16 protein-coding genes are annotated in these 20,812 nt (G+C 50.0%); 8 read left to right on the top strand and 8 right to left on the bottom strand.

What is annotated here, in order from left to right; translation table 11 throughout:
* The first annotated feature begins 4 nt into the window (after positions 1-4).
* The 4 genes from hmsP to A1SC_RS07200 all read left to right on the top strand — a co-directional run bounded on the left by hmsP (position 5) and on the right by A1SC_RS07200 (position 5,891).
* Positions 5-1,993: a biofilm formation regulator HmsP gene (hmsP, locus tag A1SC_RS07185; protein ID WP_001266370.1), complete on the top strand. Its 1,989-nt coding sequence runs from the start codon at positions 5-7 to the stop codon at positions 1,991-1,993.
* A gap of 182 nt (positions 1,994-2,175) precedes the next feature.
* Positions 2,176-3,462, top strand: coding sequence for a C4-dicarboxylate transporter DctC (gene dctA, locus A1SC_RS07190; RefSeq protein WP_000858222.1), 1,287 nt, complete (start codon positions 2,176-2,178; stop codon positions 3,460-3,462).
* Positions 3,463-3,681: 219 nt separating this feature from the next.
* A complete protein-coding gene (locus A1SC_RS07195; protein WP_001163174.1) occupies positions 3,682-5,178 on the top strand; it encodes a M16 family metallopeptidase in 1,497 nt (498 codons plus the stop codon).
* A gap of 182 nt (positions 5,179-5,360) precedes the next feature.
* Positions 5,361-5,891, top strand: a complete 531-nt coding sequence (locus tag A1SC_RS07200; RefSeq protein ID WP_016262648.1) for a hypothetical protein — start codon at positions 5,361-5,363, stop codon at positions 5,889-5,891.
* On the opposite strand, the gene A1SC_RS25930 is transcribed toward A1SC_RS07200, so the two are convergent.
* The 4 genes from A1SC_RS25930 to kdgK form a co-directional block, all read right to left on the bottom strand.
* Positions 5,869-6,771: a hypothetical protein gene (locus tag A1SC_RS25930; protein WP_016262647.1), complete on the bottom strand. Its 903-nt coding sequence runs from the start codon at positions 6,769-6,771 to the stop codon at positions 5,869-5,871. The genes A1SC_RS07200 and A1SC_RS25930 overlap by 23 nt on opposite strands.
* Positions 6,768-7,889 (bottom strand): tetratricopeptide repeat protein, encoded by a 1,122-nt coding sequence (locus A1SC_RS25925; protein WP_016262646.1) that lies wholly within the window; start codon positions 7,887-7,889, stop codon positions 6,768-6,770. Before A1SC_RS25925 ends, A1SC_RS25930 begins: the two co-directional genes overlap by 4 nt.
* Positions 7,876-9,081: a DUF3142 domain-containing protein gene (locus A1SC_RS07205; RefSeq protein WP_001115604.1), complete on the bottom strand. Its 1,206-nt coding sequence runs from the start codon at positions 9,079-9,081 to the stop codon at positions 7,876-7,878. The genes A1SC_RS25925 and A1SC_RS07205 overlap by 14 nt, the downstream gene beginning before the upstream one ends.
* A gap of 94 nt (positions 9,082-9,175) precedes the next feature.
* Positions 9,176-10,105 (bottom strand): 2-dehydro-3-deoxygluconokinase, encoded by a 930-nt coding sequence (kdgK, locus tag A1SC_RS07210; RefSeq protein ID WP_001517301.1) that lies wholly within the window; start codon positions 10,103-10,105, stop codon positions 9,176-9,178.
* A 231-nt stretch (positions 10,106-10,336) separates the two neighbouring features.
* Between kdgK and pdeH the strand changes: the two genes are divergently transcribed.
* Both pdeH and A1SC_RS07220 read left to right on the top strand, forming a co-directional pair.
* Complete coding sequence (gene pdeH / locus A1SC_RS07215) at positions 10,337-11,104, top strand: cyclic-guanylate-specific phosphodiesterase (RefSeq protein WP_000621117.1); 768 nt, start codon at positions 10,337-10,339, stop codon at positions 11,102-11,104.
* A gap of 69 nt (positions 11,105-11,173) precedes the next feature.
* A complete protein-coding gene (locus A1SC_RS07220; RefSeq protein WP_016262645.1) occupies positions 11,174-13,234 on the top strand; it encodes an AsmA family protein in 2,061 nt (686 codons plus the stop codon).
* 181 nt (positions 13,235-13,415) lie between these two features.
* Here the strand turns inward: A1SC_RS07220 and A1SC_RS07225 are convergent, their stop codons facing one another.
* From A1SC_RS07225 to A1SC_RS07235, 3 genes are all read right to left on the bottom strand, one after another.
* Complete coding sequence (locus A1SC_RS07225) at positions 13,416-14,738, bottom strand: MFS transporter (RefSeq protein WP_001149022.1); 1,323 nt, start codon at positions 14,736-14,738, stop codon at positions 13,416-13,418.
* 409 nt (positions 14,739-15,147) lie between these two features.
* Positions 15,148-16,161: an inner membrane protein YhjD gene (gene yhjD / locus A1SC_RS07230; protein ID WP_000191245.1), complete on the bottom strand. Its 1,014-nt coding sequence runs from the start codon at positions 16,159-16,161 to the stop codon at positions 15,148-15,150.
* A gap of 48 nt (positions 16,162-16,209) precedes the next feature.
* The gene (locus A1SC_RS07235) at positions 16,210-17,109 is read right to left on the bottom strand and encodes a LysR family transcriptional regulator (RefSeq protein ID WP_032141524.1); all 900 of its coding nucleotides are present in this window, start codon (positions 17,107-17,109) and stop codon (positions 16,210-16,212) included.
* Between the two features lie 518 nt (positions 17,110-17,627).
* On the opposite strand from A1SC_RS07235, the gene A1SC_RS07240 reads away from it, so the two are divergent.
* Positions 17,628-18,230 (top strand): helix-turn-helix transcriptional regulator, encoded by a 603-nt coding sequence (locus A1SC_RS07240; protein WP_001165765.1) that lies wholly within the window; start codon positions 17,628-17,630, stop codon positions 18,228-18,230.
* Positions 18,231-18,281: 51 nt separating this feature from the next.
* Here the strand turns inward: A1SC_RS07240 and A1SC_RS07245 are convergent, their stop codons facing one another.
* Positions 18,282-19,931 carry an alpha,alpha-trehalase gene (locus tag A1SC_RS07245; protein ID WP_001517298.1) on the bottom strand — a complete coding sequence of 550 codons (1,650 nt, stop codon included), beginning with the start codon at positions 19,929-19,931 and terminating at the stop codon, positions 18,282-18,284.
* A gap of 495 nt (positions 19,932-20,426) precedes the next feature.
* On the opposite strand from A1SC_RS07245, the gene A1SC_RS07250 reads away from it, so the two are divergent.
* A partial coding sequence (locus A1SC_RS07250; protein ID WP_016262643.1) for a pyridoxal-dependent decarboxylase occupies positions 20,427-20,812 on the top strand: 386 nt, incomplete at its 3' end.

The raw sequence follows: 20,812 nt of genomic DNA, 5'->3' as shown, positions 1-20,812 counted from the left end.
CAATTTGCGCGTTAGTCGCTCGTTAACAATTAAGCAGATGGCAATGGTGGCGGCCGTTGTCATGGTATTCGTTTTTGTTTTTTGCACTGTTTTGCTGTTTCATCTGGTACAGCAGAACCGCTATAACACGGCTACGCAACTGGAAAGCATTGCTCGCTCTGTCCGCGAACCCTTATCTTCCGCCATTTTGAAAGGTGATATTCCGCAGGCGGAAGCTATTCTTGCCAGCATAAAACCGGCGGGTGTGGTCAGCCGCGCCGATGTTGTATTACCTAACCAGTTCCAGGCGCTACGTAAAAGTTTTATTCCAGAGCGCCCGGTGCCAGTGATGTTCACCCGATTGTTTGAGTTACCGGTACAAATCTCGCTGGGCGTCTACTCGCTGGAGCGTCCGGCCACCCCGCAGCCGATTGCCTATCTGGTGTTACAGGCAGATTCCTTCCGCATGTACAAGTTCGTGATGAGCACCGTCTCTACGTTAGTGACCATTTACTTACTTTTGTCACTCATCCTGACGGTGGCGATTAGCTGGTGCATTAACCGACTGATATTACATCCTTTACGTAATATTGCTCGCGAACTAAACGCCATTCCACCGCAAGAGATTGTTGGTCATCAACTGGCCTTGCCGCGTCTGCATCAGGACGACGAAATCGGTATGCTGGTGCGCAGTTACAACCTTAATCAGCAATTGTTGCAGCGCCATTATGAAGAACAGTGCGAAAATGCGATGCGCTTCCCGGTGTCGGATTTGCCAAACAAAGCCTTGCTGATGGAGATGCTGGAGCAGGTGGTTGCACGTAAACAAACCACCGCACTGATGATCATCACTTGTGAAACGCTGCGTGATACCGCAGGCGTGCTGAAAGAGGCGCAGCGGGAAATCCTGCTACTGACGCTGGTGGAGAAAATCAAATCTGTGCTGTCGCCACGCATGATCCTCGCACAGGTCAGCGGCTATGACTTCGCTGTTATCGCTAACGGCGTACAGGAGCCGTGGCACGCTATCACATTAGGTCAGCAAGTGCTTACTATCATGAGCGAGCGTTTGCCAATTGAACGTATTCAACTGCGTCCACACTGTAGCATTGGTGTGGCGATGTTCTATGGCGATCTTACTGCCGAACAACTTTATGGTCGTGCTATTTCAGCGGCGTTTACTGCTCGTCATAAAGGGAAGAATCAAATTCAGTTCTATGATCCGCAGCAGATGGAAGAAGCTCAACAGCGGCTGACGGAAGAGAGCGATATCCTTAATGCACTGGAAAATCATCAGTTTGCTATTTGGTTGCAGCCACAGGTGGAGATGACCAGTGGCAAATTAGTCAGTGCGGAAGTGTTGTTGCGTATCCAGCAACCGGATGGTAGTTGGGAATTGCCGGATGGGCTAATCGATCGAATTGAGTCCTGTGGACTGATGGTTACCGTTGGTCATTGGGTGCTGGAGGAGTCCTGTCGGCTGCTTGCCGCCTGGCAAGAGCGCGGCATTATGCTGCCGTTGTCGGTGAACCTCTCGGCGCTACAGCTTATGCACCCGAATATGGTGCCGGATATGCTGGAGTTGTTAACCCGCTATCGCATTCAGCCGGGAACGCTGATTCTGGAAGTGACAGAGAGTCGACGTATTGATGACCCGCAAGCGGCGGTGGCGATCCTCCGTCCGCTGCGAAATGCCGGAGTACAGGTGGCACTGGATGATTTCGGCATGGGTTACGCAGGGCTACGTCAGTTGCAGCATATGAAATCGTTGCCAATAGACGTGCTGAAAATCGACAAAATGTTCGTTGAAGGCTTGCCAGAAGATAGCAGCATGATTACCGCAATTATCATGCTGGCGCAAAGTCTGAACCTACAAATGATTGCCGAAGGCGTGGAGACTGAAGCGCAACGCGACTGGCTGGCAAAAGCGGGCGTGGGTATTGCCCAGGGCTTCCTTTTTGCACGGCCACTCCCCATTGAAATCTTCGAAGAGAGTTACCTGGAAGATAAATAACTACCCCAAACTGATTACAAAACTTTAAAAAGTGCTGGTTTGTGCGAGCCAGCTCAAACTTTTTAACCTTTTTGTTTCAATTATGATCCAGGTACATTTCTGTGATGTTGTCTGGGTGTTATTTTAAGGCCGCAGGTACACCATAACCTTACAAGACCTGTGGTTTTACTAAAGGACACCCTATGAAGACCTCTCTGTTTAAAAGCCTTTACTTTCAGGTCCTGACAGCGATAGCCATTGGTATTCTCCTTGGCCATTTCTATCCTGAAATAGGCGAGCAAATGAAACCGCTTGGCGACGGATTCGTTAAGCTCATTAAGATGATCATCGCTCCCGTCATCTTTTGTACTGTCGTAACTGGCATTGCGGGCATGGAAAGCATGAAGGCGGTCGGTCGTACCGGCGCTGTCGCACTGCTTTACTTTGAAGTTGTCAGTACCATCGCGCTGATTATTGGTCTTATCATCGTTAACGTCGTGCAGCCTGGTGCCGGAATGAACGTCGATCCGGCAAGTCTTGATGCGAAAGCGGTCGCGGTTTACGCCGCGCAGGCGAAAGATCAGGGCATTGTCGCCTTCATTATGGATGTCATCCCGGCGAGTGTTATTGGCGCATTTGCCAGCGGTAACATCCTGCAGGTGCTGTTGTTTGCCGTCCTGTTTGGTTTTGCGCTCCATCGTTTGGGTAGCAAAGGCCAACTGATTTTTAACGTTATCGAAAGTTTCTCACAGGTCATCTTCGGCATTATCAATATGATCATGCGCCTGGCACCCATTGGTGCGTTTGGGGCGATGGCGTTTACTATCGGTAAATACGGCGTCGGCACACTGGTGCAACTGGGGCAGCTCATTATCTGCTTCTACATCACCTGTATCCTGTTTGTGGTGCTGGTACTGGGTTCAATCGCTAAAGCGACCGGTTTCAGTATCTTCAAATTTATCCGTTATATCCGTGAAGAATTGCTGATTGTTTTGGGGACGTCTTCTTCCGAGTCAGCGCTGCCGCGTATGCTCGACAAGATGGAGAAACTCGGTTGCCGGAAATCGGTGGTGGGGTTGGTTATCCCAACAGGCTACTCGTTTAATCTTGACGGAACATCGATATACTTGACGATGGCGGCGGTGTTTATCGCCCAGGCCACCAACAGTGAGATGGATATCGTCCACCAAATCACGCTGTTAGTTGTGTTGCTGCTTTCTTCCAAAGGGGCGGCAGGGGTAACGGGCAGTGGCTTTATCGTGCTGGCGGCGACGCTTTCAGCCGTGGGTCATTTACCGGTGGCTGGTCTGGCGCTGATCCTCGGCATCGACCGCTTTATGTCGGAAGCTCGTGCGCTGACTAATCTTGTCGGTAATGGTGTCGCAACCATCGTGGTAGCGAAGTGGGTTAAAGAACTGGACCACAAAAAACTGGATGATGTGCTGAATAATCGTGCGCCGGATGGCAAAACGCACGAATTATCCTCTTAATCTCACTACTTATGCCCGCACTCCCTTCCCCGAGTGCGGGTGTTTGCGCATAATTGACCCCTGTGCCCGAACTGACCCCTTGGGTGAGTTCGGGTTTATTTCACTTCCTCCGTGACATTTTCATGTTCTTGCGGTCTAACACGAAGTGTTTTTAACGTCATTCAGACTGACCGACAACGGGCAGTCTTTTATTACCAGGATAGTTGATCAGGGGTTCACATGCAGGGCACAAAAATTCGACTTTTAGCGGGCGGTTTGCTGGTGATGGCCACTGCTGGCTATGTGCAGGCAGATGCGCTCCAGCCTGATCCAGCATGGCAACAGGGGACGCTCTCCAACGGTTTACAGTGGCAAGTGCTGACCACGCCTCAGCGTCCCAGCGATCGTGTTGAAATTCGCCTGCTGGTTAATACCGGTTCGCTCGCTGAAAGTACACAACAGAGCGGTTACAGCCACGCTATTCCTCGTATTGCGCTAACGCAAAGCGGTGGCCTGGAAGCAGCACAGGCACGTTCATTGTGGCAACAGGGGATCGACCCTAAGCGTCCAATGCCGCCGGTGATCGTCTCTTATGACACCACGCTGTTTAATCTTAGTTTGCCAAATAACCGTAACGACCTGCTGAAAGAAGCGCTCTCTTATCTGGCGAATACGACCGGCAAGCTGACCATCACGCCAGAAACGGTAAACCATGCGTTGCAAAGCCAGGACATGGTGGCAACCTGGCCAGCCGACACCAAAGAAGGCTGGTGGCGCTATCGTTTGAAAGGATCTACCTTGCTAGGTCACGATCCTGCTGATTCGCTGAAACAACCCGTTGAGGCGGCGAAAATTAAAGATTTCTACCAGAAATGGTACACCCCAGATGCTATGACGCTGCTGGTGGTGGGTAATGTTGATGCGCGCTCGGTTGTCGACCAAATCAACAAAACCTTTGGCGAATTGAAAGGCAAACGTGAAACACCGGCACCAGTGCCGACGCTTTCTCCGCTGCGCGCCGAAGCGGTAAGCATTATGACTGACGCAGTGCGTCAGGACCGGTTATCCATTATGTGGGATACGCCGTGGCAGCCGATTCGTGAGTCAGCGGCGCTCCTGCGCTACTGGCGTGCTGATCTGGCTCGTGAGGCGCTGTTCTGGCATGTTCAGCAAGCACTAAGCGCCAATAACAGCAAAGATATCGGCCTCGGTTTTGACTGCCGTGTGCTGTATCAGCGTGCGCAATGTGCCATCAACATCGAGTCGCCAAACGACAAACTGAACAGCAACCTGAATCTGGTTGCGCGTGAACTGGCGAAAGTTCGTGATAAAGGCCTGCCAGAAGAAGAGTTCAACGCTCTGGTTGCGCAAAAGAAACTGGAGTTACAGAAACTGTTTGCTGCTTATGCGCGAGCTGATACCGATATTCTGATGGGGCAGCGGATGCGTTCACTGCAAAATCAGGTCGTCGATATCGCGCCAGAGCAATATCAGAAACTGCGTCAGGATTTTCTTAACAGCCTGACGGTAGAAATGTTAAATCAGGATCTGCGTCAGCAGTTGTCGAACGACATGGCATTAATTCTGCTGCAGCCGAAAGGTGAGCCGGAATTTAACATGAAAGGATTGCAGGCCGCCTGGGATCAAATCATGGCACCATCTACGGCGGCTGCCGCCACATCTGTAGCCGCAGATGATGTGCATCCTGAAGTGACGGATATTCCACCCGCACAGTGATAAATAACCCGGCAGCCTTTCTTCTGGCTGCCGGGATTAACGGTGACGAATAAGTTGCCGTGATATACCCGCAGATATTTTTCCTGGCACGGTAGTAGCGTGCGGATAATCATTGACGGCTGTGGTTTATGTAAAAGTAAGCAACCACACGTTTGTGAACGTAACGTGCTAAAGGGATATAAATGCGCTACAAAGCCACACTATTCTTGCTGATAATGATTCTCAGCTTAACGGGTCTCTATTCCTGCAACAAAAACTTCCTCTTGCTATGGGATGCGAATAATATTTATGTCAGTACAAGAGATAATATCGATAAAGACAAGATAAAAATAGAATTCGGTATCAGCGTCAACACGATCAACCGAGAAACGGATGCTGAATTATTTGCTGACAGAGCGAAGTATACAATTCTCTTCGGCGGTAACCTGAAAAACAGGATGATAAACGAATACGGCGAAAATGATTTTCTAATTACCTTCGATGACCGCTGCTATTTATCATTTCGGCAATTTAAAACCAACCGTCGACATCAGCATGATTATTATTTTGACTTCTTTAACAATAATGGGAATGCCTTCGTCACGGTCGAAATTAAAGGCGAAAATCCACTTAAATTTACGCGTAGCATGAATGATATGCGTCAGCAGTTTTCGCTAACCTATAAAGATAGTACTTCTCATCTCTGCAAGGTTATTTCTTCAGTTCCTTCCTGAATACCGGTTCTGGGCAATCACGACCAAAATGTGCCGCCCAGTCAAAAGCTTTACCGTTTTTCACGTAGCGTTGATAAATTAATGCTTCAGTTTCTGGATCAAGATATCTGACCCAACTTGCAGCATGGCATAACACGGCGGCCCATGCCTGGGTTTTGGGGTGAAGTAACCTGGCAGATTGTCCGGCCCATTCCGCAGCTTGCCAGCGGTAATGCAAAAAGTGATTATTTTTGTCAGGCACTGCATTAGCAACACGACGGTTTTCTTTCTCGCCTATCCAACTGCCATTATTAGTGTAGGTATAGGGTGTTGAATATGCGCCACTGGTAATAGCATAGTCGGGATACATTTCGTAGGCGATAAGTTCGATGCCATTATATCGTAATAATCTTGCAGCCTCGTATTGCGCCTGCGCGCGTTGCTTATCAGGGATATTTTTATTTTTTGCTATTGCCATTAAATTAGCCAGTTTTTGTGCGCCCTGGCGATGATCAGGAATATCAAACCAATTGATGGCCTGCTGATATTGACCATGACGTATTAATCGTCTACCTAATAGCGCACGTACTTTAACGTCCGTTGGAATAATATCTGGCGAAAGATAATAATCGTAACGGCTATTATTTAAATCTACAGGCTTTAAAGGGTGCCGAGGTGCTGGTACGTTTTTTTCAACAAACGTCTGTAACTCCGGCAAGGTTAAAACGTTTTCTGCAACCCAGGCTAAATCGGCCCAATAGAGATCTTTAGCCTGGTAAAACAATGCGGTGGCCTGAAGATAATCATCGCGTTTCAATGCCACAATCGCTTGCTCACTGGCAATACGGCAAGATGGGATGGTAACTTTATCACCATGATAATAAGGGCTTTCCGGGTTCATACTTCCCCAGACTTCATCGGTAGTGCGCGAGCATAGTGGCTCGTTGCCAGTGGAATATCTCCGGCTCGTAATGCCAGTTTTGCTTTTAACCATTCGCTTAAGCCACTTTCTGGTGCATCCTGCAACAGCGTTTGTGCTAACGAATAATTTCCTGCCCGATACGCCAGTGCTGCCAGTCGATCGCTATAACTAAATCCTTTAACCCTGTGTTGACTTAGCAACTTAATTAAACGGTCGCGATGCGTCGGACAGGTATAATCTACAAGGTCTTTAGTACAGGCTTCACTGACATATCCCCAGTCTTGACGAATAAATAGCTCTGCGATTACCAGTTGCTGAACCAGTGGAGCATCAATAACCGACTCCAGCAGTGATAAATTTTTCTCCCTGGTTATATACAGCGAAATCATCCGTAGCGAAGTTTTCCCGGAGGGCGAACCCTGAGCCGCTTGTTGGGCATAAATTTTTACTGCCGCAGCTATATTGCCTTTTCTCAGATAATAATGCCCAAGCTGACCGAGACTGGCGAGAGAGAGCAGTTCAGGATCGGCTGCTCCACTACGGACTTCTTCAATGATTTGCAGATAACGCTGTACGGCCTGCTCAGCAATCTGCTGATTAAAACCACCTTTATTGATTATAAGATCGAGATCGTCGCCAGCGGCATCAAATCCCCCTCTTGCCAGACTATATAACGTAGCAAGCCGCCATTCCCCTTGCTCTGTTTTCGGCAAGGCCAATAGTTGCTGAAAGTATGGGCTATCGTATTTTCCCTGATGAAAATCCTGAGCTCCTGAATAATAAAGTCTCTGCGCATCAGATAATGGCGTCTGCAATTTTTGTGCGATTTCCAGTGTCCGATTTTGCGCAGGAGGCTCAGCATCATCATCTGAATCTGTCTTCGTTGCTTCAACGGGCTGCCATATTGGTAAACCAGGATCGCGTTTAACCAATTGTTGTACTTCAAAGACAAAACTGCCATTTGGCATTTCCAGCAGTGCGTTATTGCGGTCAGTTAACAGATGATTGGGAATAAATGGTCCACAGGCATTAACGTTTGTGCTAATTAGTGAGAGCAATACAACAACGGAAAGCTGCGATATTTTAGGGGATAACATTAAACTCTCCTTGTAGTCTTTGATTGCAGCGCGCCCATCCCAGCGGGCTGCTTTCTCCGGCGCGCAGTTGCCTGGCGCTTATCCTTACAAAATGCAGGCTGGATGAGTGAGGTTGCACCTGATAGTGGCTGGCTCCATCAACGAATGGGCAATCGGCATTGGGCAGAATTACTTGTTTCGGCAACGGCGCATCAATTTTTCCGCTGTTTTTAATAGCCAGATCAAAAAGTTGCTCGTCTGCATGTTGAGTAATTATTAACGACCAGCGTGGCGTCAGTGGTTTATGCCGAATCACGGCTTCCAGCGTCGTTAGTGACCAGGCGCGACGATCGCCTGCTAACGGTAGCCGAAACCATACCAGGCCCTGTAATCCACGTGGCGGTTGCTGTTTTAAATATTGAATGAAATCGGCAAGTGTCTGCGGCGACACACTGAGTTCACGCATCTCCCCAGCAACATATAACGGAGCTTCGCTCTCAACGCGATTATCACTGGTGAGCGCGGAACCGTAAGCGGGCAATGCAATGAAAAAAGGATGCGTAGTTTGCCTGGCATATTGCTTTACCCAACGTTGCGCCAGGCTGGCATCGAACAAGCCTTTTTCGGGTGACAGCACGTTATGTACCTGCAAAACCGAAGTATCCGCAATGCGCAATAATCGTGCGAGATGTGGTGATTCAAGCCAGGTGGGCAGGGCGGTTACGCTAAGTTTTATATTTGTGGGAAGCGTCTGATGTAACGCACTAAGTAGTATCAGATAGTCCGGCAATTTTGCTGTTGGCGCGTCATAATCAATTTCCACGCCTGCCAGCGTAATTCCTGCCTTTTGCCACTCACGTTGGGTTTGTTGAATATGCTGGATAATTTGCTGGTTATTAAGCTGTGTAAGCTGACCGTCGAGTCTCGCAACCAGCCAGACCGGGCGACCATCTTGCTGAATAAGCGAAGTATTCACCGCAAAATGTCGGATGCCTTCCTGCGGATGAAATTGCATCCCGAGTATGCGCAGCGTAGAGAAAAGTGGGTGGCTTCGTTTTAATGCCTCGTTATGTTCTGCCGTCCAGATGCGTTGCCAGATATAGACTTGCTGATCAAAGCGAAGCGGCTGTGAGGGGGGAAATAAAATATGCAGCCCGTAACCCAGGCAGATCAGAAGAAGTGAAGCTGCAAAAATCCTTTTGCAAAATGGCATATTGTCACGGCATAAAGATTACCAACAGGACGATAGTGTACTGCCGAAACTATTAACGGAGAACGAATATCTGCCCGTTCTCCGCCAAAAACCATTACGCTGGCATCGCCTCACGCGGGATAATCGCGCCGCGATACTGAATCACGGTGCTGGCAGTCAAATGCCCGCGTTTTGCCGCTTCTTCTGCACTGCCGCCGGTAAGGCGTACCGCCAAATAACCGGCGCTGAAAGAGTCGCCCGCAGCGGTGGTGTCGATCACTTTTTCTTTCGGCAGTTTTACCGCCGGAACGTCCACTAACCCTTCGCCCACAATGGACACCAGGCAAGAATCTGCGCCGCGTTTCACCACCACTTCTTTCACGCCCGCGTTATGGGTACGCGCAATGACGTCTTCCACCGGCTGTTGACCCCACAGCGCATCTTCATCATCCAGCGTCAGGAAAGCGATGTCCGTGCATTCCAGCATTTGCTGGTAGACCTGCTGCGTCTCTTCTTTGCTGGCCCACAGGCGTGGACGGTAGTTATTGTCGAAAATTACTTTCCCGCCATTGGCGCGGCATTCGCGCAGCAGAGAAAGCAGTTTTTCGCGACTGGTGGGGCTTAAGATCGCCAGGCTAATGCCGCTCAGATAGAGATAATCAAAATTCGCCAGTTCTGCACAAATCGCCGCCGATTGCTCGCTCTCCAGCCAGAATTTGGCCGCGGCTTCGTTACGCCAGTAGTAGAAAGTCCGTTCGCCGGTGCTGTCGGTTTCAATGTAATAAAGACCCGGCAGACGGTTTTCCATCCGTTGGGTCAGGGAAGTATCGACGTTCTCTCCGTGCCAGGCGTCCAGCATCTGCTGACTAAAACTGTCCGTTCCCAGCGCCGTTACGTAATGAACGGTTAATGCCGCAGGATCGACCTGACGAGCGATGTAGACGGAAGTGTTCAGGGTATCGCCGCCGAAACCGCGCTTAACGTCTGCGCCTTTCTCGGAAAGCTCAATCATGCATTCGCCAATCACGGCAATCTTTTTGGACATAGTCGTGAACCTGATCTGTAAAAAATTAGCGTTAGTTTGCGCTGCGGTGGTTTGTTGGTCAACTATATTAAAACACTGTTCCATTATTTTTTTGAGCCAGAACGTATTCCTGAGAAATTCCGTCGTTGCGCGGGCAAATTAACTCCTCTCTGGCGGTAAAGTTCTGCCGTAGCGCGCCGATAATATTTGTCGAGTCCGGCCAGTATCACTTTTAAACACAGGACATCTTCGATGATAAGGCAGGTTATCCAGCGAATAAGCAACCCTGAAGCAAGCATCGAGAGCTTGCAGGAACGGCGTTTTTGGTTGCAATGTGAGCGAGCTTACACCTGGCAGCCGATTTACCAGACTTCCGGGCGATTGATGGCCGTGGAGCTTTTAACGGTAGTCACGCATCCCGATAATCCTTTGCAACGACTGCCGCCAGATCGTTATTTTGCCGAAATCACCGTCAGGCATCGGATGGATGTGGTGAAAGAACAGATTGATTTACTAGCGAAAAAAGCCGCGTTCTTTGCTGAGCACGGTCTGCTGGCATCGGTTAATATTGATGGCCCTACACTTCTCGCCCTGCGTCAGCGGCCGGAGATTTTACGCCAGATTGACCGTCTTCCCTGGCTGCGCTTTGAACTGGTGGAACACATCCGCCTGCCGAAAGATTCAACATTTGCCTCAATGTGCGAATTTGGCCCGCTGTGGCTGGATGATTTTGGCACCGGGATGGCAAACTTTTCTGCGCTAAGTGAAGTGCGTTATGACTACATCAAAATCGCTCGCGAGTTGTTTGTGATGCTGCGCCAGTCTCCGGAAGGCCGCACGCTCTTTTCCCAGCTTTTGCATTTGATGAACCGCTACTGCCGCGGCGTGATTGTCGAAGGTGTCGAGACTGAGGAAGAATGGGGCGATGTGCAAAATTCTCCCGCATTCGCTGCACAAGGCTGGTTTCTTTCGCGCCCTGCGCCGATAGAAACGCTGGATTCAGTGGCGCTGGCTCTGTAAGCCGCCTCATTTTTCGCCTGGCTGGACTATCTTTAGGACTGGCACAGGAAGAACATGAGGAAGCGAACTATGAGCAAGGCAGGCAAAATAACCGCTGCGATTTCAGGGGCTTTCTTGTTGTTGGTCGTCGTGGCGATCATTTTGATTGCGACTTTTGACTGGAATCGTCTCAAACCGACCATCAACCAGAAAGTCTCTGCGGAATTGAATCGCCCCTTCGCTATTCGTGGCGATCTGGGCGTGGTGTGGGAGCGGCAAAAACAAGAAACCGGCTGGCGTAGCTGGGTGCCGTGGCCTCATGTGCACGCAGAAGACATCATTCTCGGCAACCCGCCGGATATTCCCGAAGTAACGATGGTGCATTTGCCGCGCGTAGAAGCGACGCTGGCTCCGCTGGCGCTGCTGACCAAAACGATCTGGTTGCCGTGGATCAAGCTGGAAAAGCCTGATGCGCGCCTGATTCGCCTCTCTGAAAAGAACAACAACTGGACGTTCAACCTCGGCAACGATGACAACAAAGACGCGAACGCAAAACCGTCGGCGTGGTCGTTTCGGCTGGATAATATTCTGTTCGATCAAGGGCGGATCGCTATTGATGACAAAGTAAGCAAAGTGGATCTGGAGATTTTCGTTGATCCGTTAGGCAAGCCGTTGCCGTTCAGCGAAGTGACCGGATCGAAAGGTAAAACGGATCAAGAAAAGGTGGGCGATTACGTTTTTGGCCTGAAAGCACAAGGGCGCTATAACGGCGAACCACTCATGGGGACGGGTAAAATTGGCGGTATGCTAGCGCTGCGTGGTGAAGGGACACCGTTTCCGGTGCAGGCTGATTTTCGCTCCGGTAACACCCGTGTCGCTTTTGATGGCGTGGTGAATGACCCAATGAAAATGGGCGGCGTCGATTTACGGCTTAAATTTTCTGGCGATTCGCTGGGTGATCTCTACGAACTGACCGGCGTTCTGTTGCCCGATACGCCGCCGTTTGAAACCGATGGCCGACTGGTAGCGAAAATCGACACTGAAAAATCGTCGGTCTTTGATTATCGCGGCTTTAACGGGCGCATTGGTGATAGCGATATTCACGGTTCTCTGGTCTACACCACCGGCAAACCACGACCAAAACTGGAAGGTGACGTCGAGTCGCGGCAGTTACGGCTGGCAGATCTGGGGCCGTTGATTGGCGTTGGTTCCGGGAAAGGTGCGGAAAAGTCGAAACGGTCTGAACAGAAGAAGGGCGAAAAGAATGTTCAGCCTGCGGGCAAAGTGCTGCCATATGACCGCTTCGAAACCGATAAATGGGATGCGATGGATGCCGATGTCCGTTTTAAAGGTCGGCGCATTGAGCATGGCAGCAGTCTGCCGATTAGCGATCTTTCTACCCATATCATCCTCAAAAACGCCGACCTGCGCCTGCAACCGCTGAAATTTGGCATGGCGGGCGGCAGTATTGCGGCGAACATTCATCTGGAAGGGGATAAAAAACCGATGCAGGGTCGGGCGGATATTCAGGCTCGTCGGCTGAAACTGAAAGCGTTGATGCCGGATGTGGCGCTGATGCAGAAAACACTGGGTGAAATGAACGGCGATGCTGAACTACGCGGTAGCGGCAACTCGGTGGCGGCGCTGCTGGGAAATAGTAATGGCAACCTGAAACTGTTGATGAATGACGGGCTGGTGAGCCGTAACCTGATGGAGATTGTCGGCTTGAACGTCGGTAACTACATTGTCGGTGCGATTTTTGGTGATGACGAGGTGCGGGTGAACTGCGCGGCGGCGAATCTGGATATTGCCAACGGCGTGGCGCGTCCGCAGATTTTTGCTTTCGATACTGAGAATGCGTTGATTAATGTTACCGGCACGGCAAGTTTTGCTTCGGAGCAACTGGATTTAACTGTCGATCCAGAGAGCAAAGGTATTCGGATTATCACGCTGCGTTCGCCGCTGTATGTCCGCGGAACGTTCAAAAATCCGCAGGCAGGGGTGAAAGCAGGGCCGTTGATTGCCCGTGGTGCTGTTGCGGCGGCACTGGCAACGCTGGTGACACCTGCGGCGGCATTACTGGCGTTGATATCACCTTCAGAAGGTGAAGCTAATCAGTGCCGGATGATTTTGTCGCAGATGAAGAAGTGATGATAATTGCCGGATGTCTGGCATCCGGCAATTAAACAGATTTAGATTGTTGGCAAAGTGTGCTTTGTTCATGCCGGATGCGGCGTGAACGCCTTATCCGGCCTACTAATCCTTGCGAATTCAATACATTGTATGGAAATTCAGGCCTGATAAGCGTAGCGCATCAGGCTTTTCACTCTTATTACAACGACTGATGTCGCGTCTCATGCGTCAGCAGCAGAGCGATTAGCGTCAAGCCGGCCATCGCCGCCAGATATAACCCTACCGCACCTAACCCGTAGTGAGTCTGCAGCCAGGCCGCGATATACGGTGCAACGGAAGCCCCGAGAATCGACGATACGTTGTAAGAGAATGATGCTCCGGTGTAACGCACTTCCGTTGGGAACAGCTCTGGCAACAGCGCGCCCATTGGCCCGAAGGTCAGCCCCATCAGACTTAACCCCAGCAGCAGGAAGGCAAAAACCAGAATCGGGTTGCCAGAACCGAGCAGTGGGTTAAAGGCGAACAGTGCGAACAGGATGATCAGTGTGGTGATGATTACCATGCTTTTACGACGACCAAAGGCATCAGCCAGCAATCCGGCTACCGGCACCATCACGCCAAAACCGATTACTGCCATCATCAGCATCCACAGCACTTCATTGCGCGGCAGGCCAAGCCCGACTGGCGCGGCGGCGGTACTGAAGGTCATTGAATAGACGGTCATGATGTAAAACAGCGTATAGGTCGCCAGCATGATAAAGGTGCCGAGTACCGTAACGCGTACGTGTTTGGTCAGCAGCGTACCCAGCGGGATCTTCACCTGCTTTTTCGCTTTAGCGACTTTCTCAAACACCGGCGACTCATGCAGCGACACGCGAACATACAGGCCGATAATCACCAGCACCGCCGAGAAGATAAACGGCACGCGCCAGCCCCAGCTCATAAACTGCTCGTCGGTTAGCAGCCAGGAAAGCAGCAGGAAAGTGCCGTTGGCAAAGAAGAAGCCAATCGGTGCGCCCAACTGCGGGAAGGAGCCATACAGCGCACGTTTACGCGGCGGCGCATTTTCGGTCGCCAGCAGCGCTGCGCCGCCCCATTCACCGCCTAATCCCAGGCCCTGACCAAATCGAGCCAGCGCCAGCAGCAGCGGGGCGAAAATACCAATCGTTGCGTAGCCAGGCAGCAGGCCGATGACCACCGTCGAAATTCCCATCGTTAGCAAAGAGGCGACCAGCGTCGCTTTACGCCCAACGCGATCGCCAAAATGACCAAACACGGCAGAGCCGATGGGGCGCGCGACGAAAGCGATAGCGAAGGTCGCGAGCGACTGTAGTGTCGCCGCCGCCGGATCGCCCTGCGGGAAGAAGATATGCGGGAATACAATAACGGCCGCAGTGGCGTAAATGTAGAAGTCGAAAAACTCAATGGCCGTGCCAATGAGGGAGGCGACAAGGACTTTATTACGCGAGTTGATCGGCGTGTATTCTTGCTCGTTGTCGAGTGTTGTGGCTGTTGCTTGCATAATCTTTTCTTATTTTTTGTCTAACGAATAGCCATATTACGCACAGCAAAAGTGATATTTCAATGTGTAACAAACCACGAAAACGACTAAAAACCAGGCAAAAAGGGGATAATGTTTAGGCTGGTGATTTTTCTTCTATGAAATGCTTCACATAATTTCATAAATAGTCGATAAAACTGGTTTTAGGTTAAATAAAAGTTACCAACTGGATTTATATGCTGGGCTTATGAGTTGGCATGAAATTGTTTGCTCCTGAAGCGATACTGAAGAGGCGCAGGGGGAAGAGTTTCAGGAGGTTATGTGCGCGTTATAGCCGGATGCGATGCCGGAGCATCTTACCCGGCCATGGGGAGCCAGACCGAATAAATTCGTAGGTCGGATAAAGCGTTTGCGCCGCATCCGGCATATTTTAATGTTGTGTTTTACCCGGCATTCGCGGGTCATCTTTGTACTCGGCGGTGGCAATCCACGCCGCGCAAAACAGCGTCAGACGGGCGAAGAAGTAGAAAAATGCCATCAGCCCCAGCACGGAACCAAAGGCTGCGCCGGAGGGGGATTTCATCAGCGATGGCAGGGTGTAGGTCATCACAATTTTAATCACTTCAAAACCAATAGCTGCGATGAATGTCCCGCGAATTAGCGCCTTTTTCCGTGGGCGGTGACGCGGCAGCCGCCAGAAGATCCAGAAGAAAAGCAGATAGTTGGCGAAGATGGAAATCGCCAGGCCAATCAATCGCCACGTCGGTTTCAGCCACTCAATGCTATTAAGGTGTAATGCGCTAATAATCATTTGCTGCGCAGAACCGGCAACGGAGGTGATTGAGAGCGTCACAATCAGCGCAATCAACAAGCCAATCAGCGAAATAAAATCACGCAGATATTTAACCCAGAATTTTTCTTGATCTTGCGGCGAACGTTCCCAGACATCACGCGACTGGGCGCGAATCGCTTCACGTAAATTGCCCATCCAGTTGATGCCGGAATAAAGTGCCACCGCCAGGCCAACAAGACCTACGGTAGTACGCTGCTGAACAGCGGTGTTGATGGTGTTTTTCAACGTGGCGGCAAGCGTTGGATCGCTGATGTTTTGCAGAATTTTGTCGAAGATATCCTGTAACAGCATCGGATGCGAAGCCAGCACAAAACCCCCAGCGGCAAACGACACCATCAAAATCGGGATCATCGACAAAAACGAGAAATAGGTGATCGCTGCGCCAAACTGATTACCCAGTCGATCGTTAAAGCGTTCAGTCGCGCGAATCAGGTGCGCGATGATCGGTTGGCGTTGGACTTTTTCGGCGGTGGTGGTGACAGTTTCCAGCACCTGGCTGACTTTGCCGCCTTTATCGCTATTATCCAGATGCTTAATCGGCTCATGCTCCAGATCCTGGGTGGGACGTTTGATCTCGTTTTCCTGCGTCATCCGCTCTTTAGTCCTTCAGTCGTTGTCTGTCTTAAAAAGTATAGTCGGTCAGTCCAGGTGCTCTTTCATTACGCCTGCAACCCACTGCATAAACAGGTTTACACGGCGGGAAAGCTCCCGACGCTGAGGGTAAACCAGGGAAATGGAGAGTGGAGCGGCGCGATAGCTGGGCAACACTTCAATAAGCCGTCCGGCGCGCAGGGCTTCGCGCACGGCGATGCGGGGGATCTGAATAATCCCCAGCCCCGCCAGACCGGCGGCGAGATAGGTTTCGCTACTGTTTACCGTCAACATGCCGCCGGACTTAAACCACTGGACGCCATGACCACTGGCAACCTCAAAACCCAATGGGTGCACGCCCAGATGTGGCGTGTAATGCACTACCGCGTGTGAAGTCAGATCGTCGGGATTTTGCGGATAACCAAAGCGCGTCAGATAGTGCGGACTGGCACAGTTGACCATCGTCAGTTTGCCGAGTGGACGGGTGATGAGTCCATCGTCGGGTAACGTACCTGTGCGAACCACACAATCAAAGCCATCATGAAGAATATCTACCTGACGGTCGCTGCTGCTTAATTCGAGTGCAATACCCGGATACTGATACAGAAAATCGGGTAACCGCGGCAGCAACAAATTTTTCGCCATTCCGACCGGGATATCGACGCGCAATTTACCGCTGATGCTGGTGGTATCCTGCAAAAACAGGCCGTCCAGTTCGTTGAGATTACTCAACACATCTTTCGCCCGTTGATAATAGGTCATACCATCCGGCGTCAGTTGTACCCGCCGCGTGGTACGCTGGAGGAGCTGGGTGCCAAGCTGGTTTTCCAGTGCCTGGATTTGACGCGAGACGCTACCTTTCGGCAGAGCAAAGAAATCTGCCGCGCGGGAAAAACTTTCCAGCTCCGCGACTTTGATGAACAACTGCATTGCGTGAATTTTATCCATTTCTTTGACCGATTGTTGTTCACAGCGAAACAGTAACGCGCATATCGCATTATTTATTGTTTTTTCTAACATCTAATGCATGATTTCACAACGGTGCAACGCAGAAAGTGAGGATATTTTAGAGAATAAAGGGTGGATTAGCGTTCCCTGAATAGAGAAATAACCAGCAGAAGGTCATAATTTTGACTCATTTCATAAAATGCACAAACAGCGTATTGCGGATTAGTGCGCAATCTAATCATTTTCTTTAACCGTAGACGTTATTAAAACGAGCGATAAATCTACTTTACTTGCCTGAATGCGGTGCAAAATATAAGGAATTCCTTAAGAATTTTTTAAATAGTGCCCTCGACATGTAATTTCGGGCATTTAGCTGTAACTATTTATATCGGTAACTATTTTCTACGTTTCATCTCTGTAGAATGGCCACCGCCAAATGGCGAATTCTTATTTTGTCTCTCGGGTAATACCCTTCCACTACTTAAGTCTTTTTAACGTATTCAGGTGGAGATTCAGTAATGCAAATAATCATGTTTGACAGGCAGTCAATATTTATTCATGGAATGAAAATCAGTTTACAACAGCGTATTCCAGGGGTAGGTATTCAGGGCGTCAGTCAGGCAGATGAGCTATGGCAAAGACTTGAAAGCTATCCCGAAGCCTTAGTGATGTTGGATGGCGATCAAGACGGTGAATTTTGCCAGTGGTTATTGCAAAAAACCGTGGTGCAATTTCCTGATATTAAAGTGTTAATCACGGCGACGGATTGCAACAAACGATGGTTGCAGGAGGTTATCCACTTTAATGTGATGGCCATTGTGCCGCGTGATTCAACCGTTGAGACGTTCGTATTGGCGGTAAACAGTGCGGTGATGGGCATGATGTTTCTGCCCGGCGACTGGCGAACAGCGCCGGAAAAAGAGTCGAAAGATCTCGCATCATTAAGCGCCCGCCAGCGGGAAATTTTAACCATGCTGGCGGCAGGCGAATCGAATAAAGAGATTGGCCGGGCGTTAAATATCAGCACCGGAACGGTAAAGGCGCATCTGGAATCGCTTTATCGACGTCTGGAAGTGAAAAACCGAACCCAGGCGGCAATGATGTTAAATATCTCCTCCTGAAGAGGATAATTTTACAGCCAGCAGGATATTAGCGGCTGGCTGTAAAAAATATTACGGTTCGCCGTATAAACCAATTAAACGGCGTGCCACACCGTTGGTCCAGCCAAACCCGTCCTGTAACGGATATTCACCGCCGCCGCCTTCGCGGGAGATACCATCGGCAATATGGTATTTCTCGATCAGTTTGTGGTGTTCCTGGTAGAACTGATTTACCGTCTTCAGCCAGCTACGAGCGATCTCATCACCCAGATGGTCATCTCCGTACATTTTAAATCCCTGAATCGCCATCCATTGTAACGGTGCCCAGCCGTTGGGTTTATCCCACTGCTCACCGGTTTCATACTCGCTTGCCAGAATCCCGCCAGGTGTCAGTAAACGGCTTCGCACGGCATTTGCCAGACGATCGGCCTGTTCGTGGTTTGCCATGCCGACATATAACGGCACGATGGCCGCAGCGGAAAAGAGAGCCTGTTGTTCGCGCCGCCAGTCGTAATCGCGGTAGATTCCGTTTTCATCATCCCAGAGATAACGGTTTACCGCATCGCGGCGGGCGCTGGCTTTTTGGCGAAACAGCGCTTCTGTCTCTCTATCACCTTTCAGCGCCGAGATGTTGGCGATGGTACTCTCCAGTTTAAACAGGAAAGCGTTCAGGTCGATGGGGATGAACTGGGTGGTGCGAATACTCGCCAGACGACCCGCGTCACGCAGCCAGCGGGAGGAGTAATCCCAGCCAGAAGCCGCGCCCGCACGTAAATCGCGATACACTTCGTTGGGGGGGCGACCGGAATGTTTTGCGGTTTCTACGTCCTCAAGCCAGGATTCGTCGCGCGGTGTGTCACGGTCATCCCAGTAGCGGTTAAGCAGCGAACCGTCCGGCATCCTAACGACATGGCGATAGGCCTGATTGGGGATCAGCGATTCTGCACCGTCCATCCAGAAGGCATATTCCATTTTCAGATGATCAAGATAACGGCGTGCGCCGCGTACCCCATCTTCTTCAAACAGCTCCACCATCAGAGCGAAAACCGGTGGCTGTGAGCGGCTCAAATAGTAGGTGCGGTTGCCGTTGGGGATGTGGCCGTAGTTTTCGATCATCCAGGCGAAGTTATCGGCCATGCATTTCAGTAAATCTTCGCGTCCGCTTTCCGCCAGCCCCAGCATGGTGAAATAGGAATCCCAGTAGTAGGTTTCGCTAAAACGGCCTCCGGGGACAATGTACGACTGCGGCAGCGCCAGCAGAGAAGACCACGGGATGTGATCTTGCGGTTCGCGGGTTAACACTGGCCATAGCTGGTCGATATGCTCTTTTAGTGAGTTTTGTGGGTCCGATACATACTCGCTGGAGTAGACTTCCGGTAACCAGAAGTGATTTTCAACGAATCGGCGCAAGTCAAAATCACGGTGGCGGCGAACCTTACGGTAGCGGATTAATATATCCAGCGGGTCCATTTTCGGCGCACAATCGGGAAAGGTTTTACTGTCGGGGAAAATTTTTGCCGACTGAACATGTTCGAACAGTTCGAGATAGCGGTCAGCAGGCGTTAGCGCGTCAGAGGCAGGCAATCCCTCAATCATTTCGGGTTCTGGCTCTGCCTCGAGCATCTCATCCAGTTTTAATTCATACGGATCCAGCTCATAACAGAGATCGACTTCGATCGTCAGTTCGTCTGGATTAGGGGTTTGAATTTTCTGATTGAGCATAAGGATCCGACCTCCGAAATTCGTCGCTAATTATCGGGCTTTCCTTTAAGGGTAGTCATTCGTTCCGCCTGGTGGGCGACAAAGCGTGCGGTAGATCACGTTTATTAATGGAGAAAAAATATAACTCACTAATATTCAAAGAGAATATTATATATGTTGTTTCCCGTCATTCTTCACTTTCGGAATATTCATGTAATCTATTGAGAAATCAGGATATGTCATTGTTGTTACGAATAAGAGTAGCGGCTACCTGTGTAACAATGCAGAAGGTCACCAACTTTTTTGTAATTAAAATAAAAATTAATAAAGAAATGCCAAAATATACATTTGTTTTAATAAGCTATAAATATAATATTATTAGCGATAACTGATTATATAAATAACGTTATTTCACTCTTAGGATTTTGTTATTTAAATTACACCGGCAACTCCTTGCGTCTATTACAGATAAATCCTACTTTTTTATTGCCTTCAAATAAATTTAAGGAGTTCGAAATGGACCAGAAGTTGTTAACGGATTTCCGCTCAGAACTACTAGATTCACGTTTTGGCGCAAAGGCAATTTCCACTATCGCGGAATCGAAACGTTTTCCGCTGCATGAAATACGCGATGACATCGCATTCCAGATTATCAATGATGAATTATTTCTCGACGGTAACGCCCGTCAGAATCTGGCGACTTTCTGCCAGACCTGGGACGATGAAAATGTCCATAAATTGATGGATTTGTCGATAAATAAAAACTGGATCGACAAAGAAGAATACCCGCAATCTGCAGCAATTGACCTGCGTTGCGTAAACATGGTTGCTGATCTGTGGCACGCGCCTGCGCCGAAAAACGGTCAGGCCGTTGGCACCAACACCATTGGTTCTTCCGAGGC

The organism is Escherichia sp. KTE52 (genome assembly GCF_000408325.1).
GTDB lineage: Bacteria > Pseudomonadota > Gammaproteobacteria > Enterobacterales > Enterobacteriaceae > Escherichia > Escherichia marmotae.
Note: the sequence above shows the minus strand (reverse complement) of the source record. Positions and strands in the feature narration are given on the sequence as shown.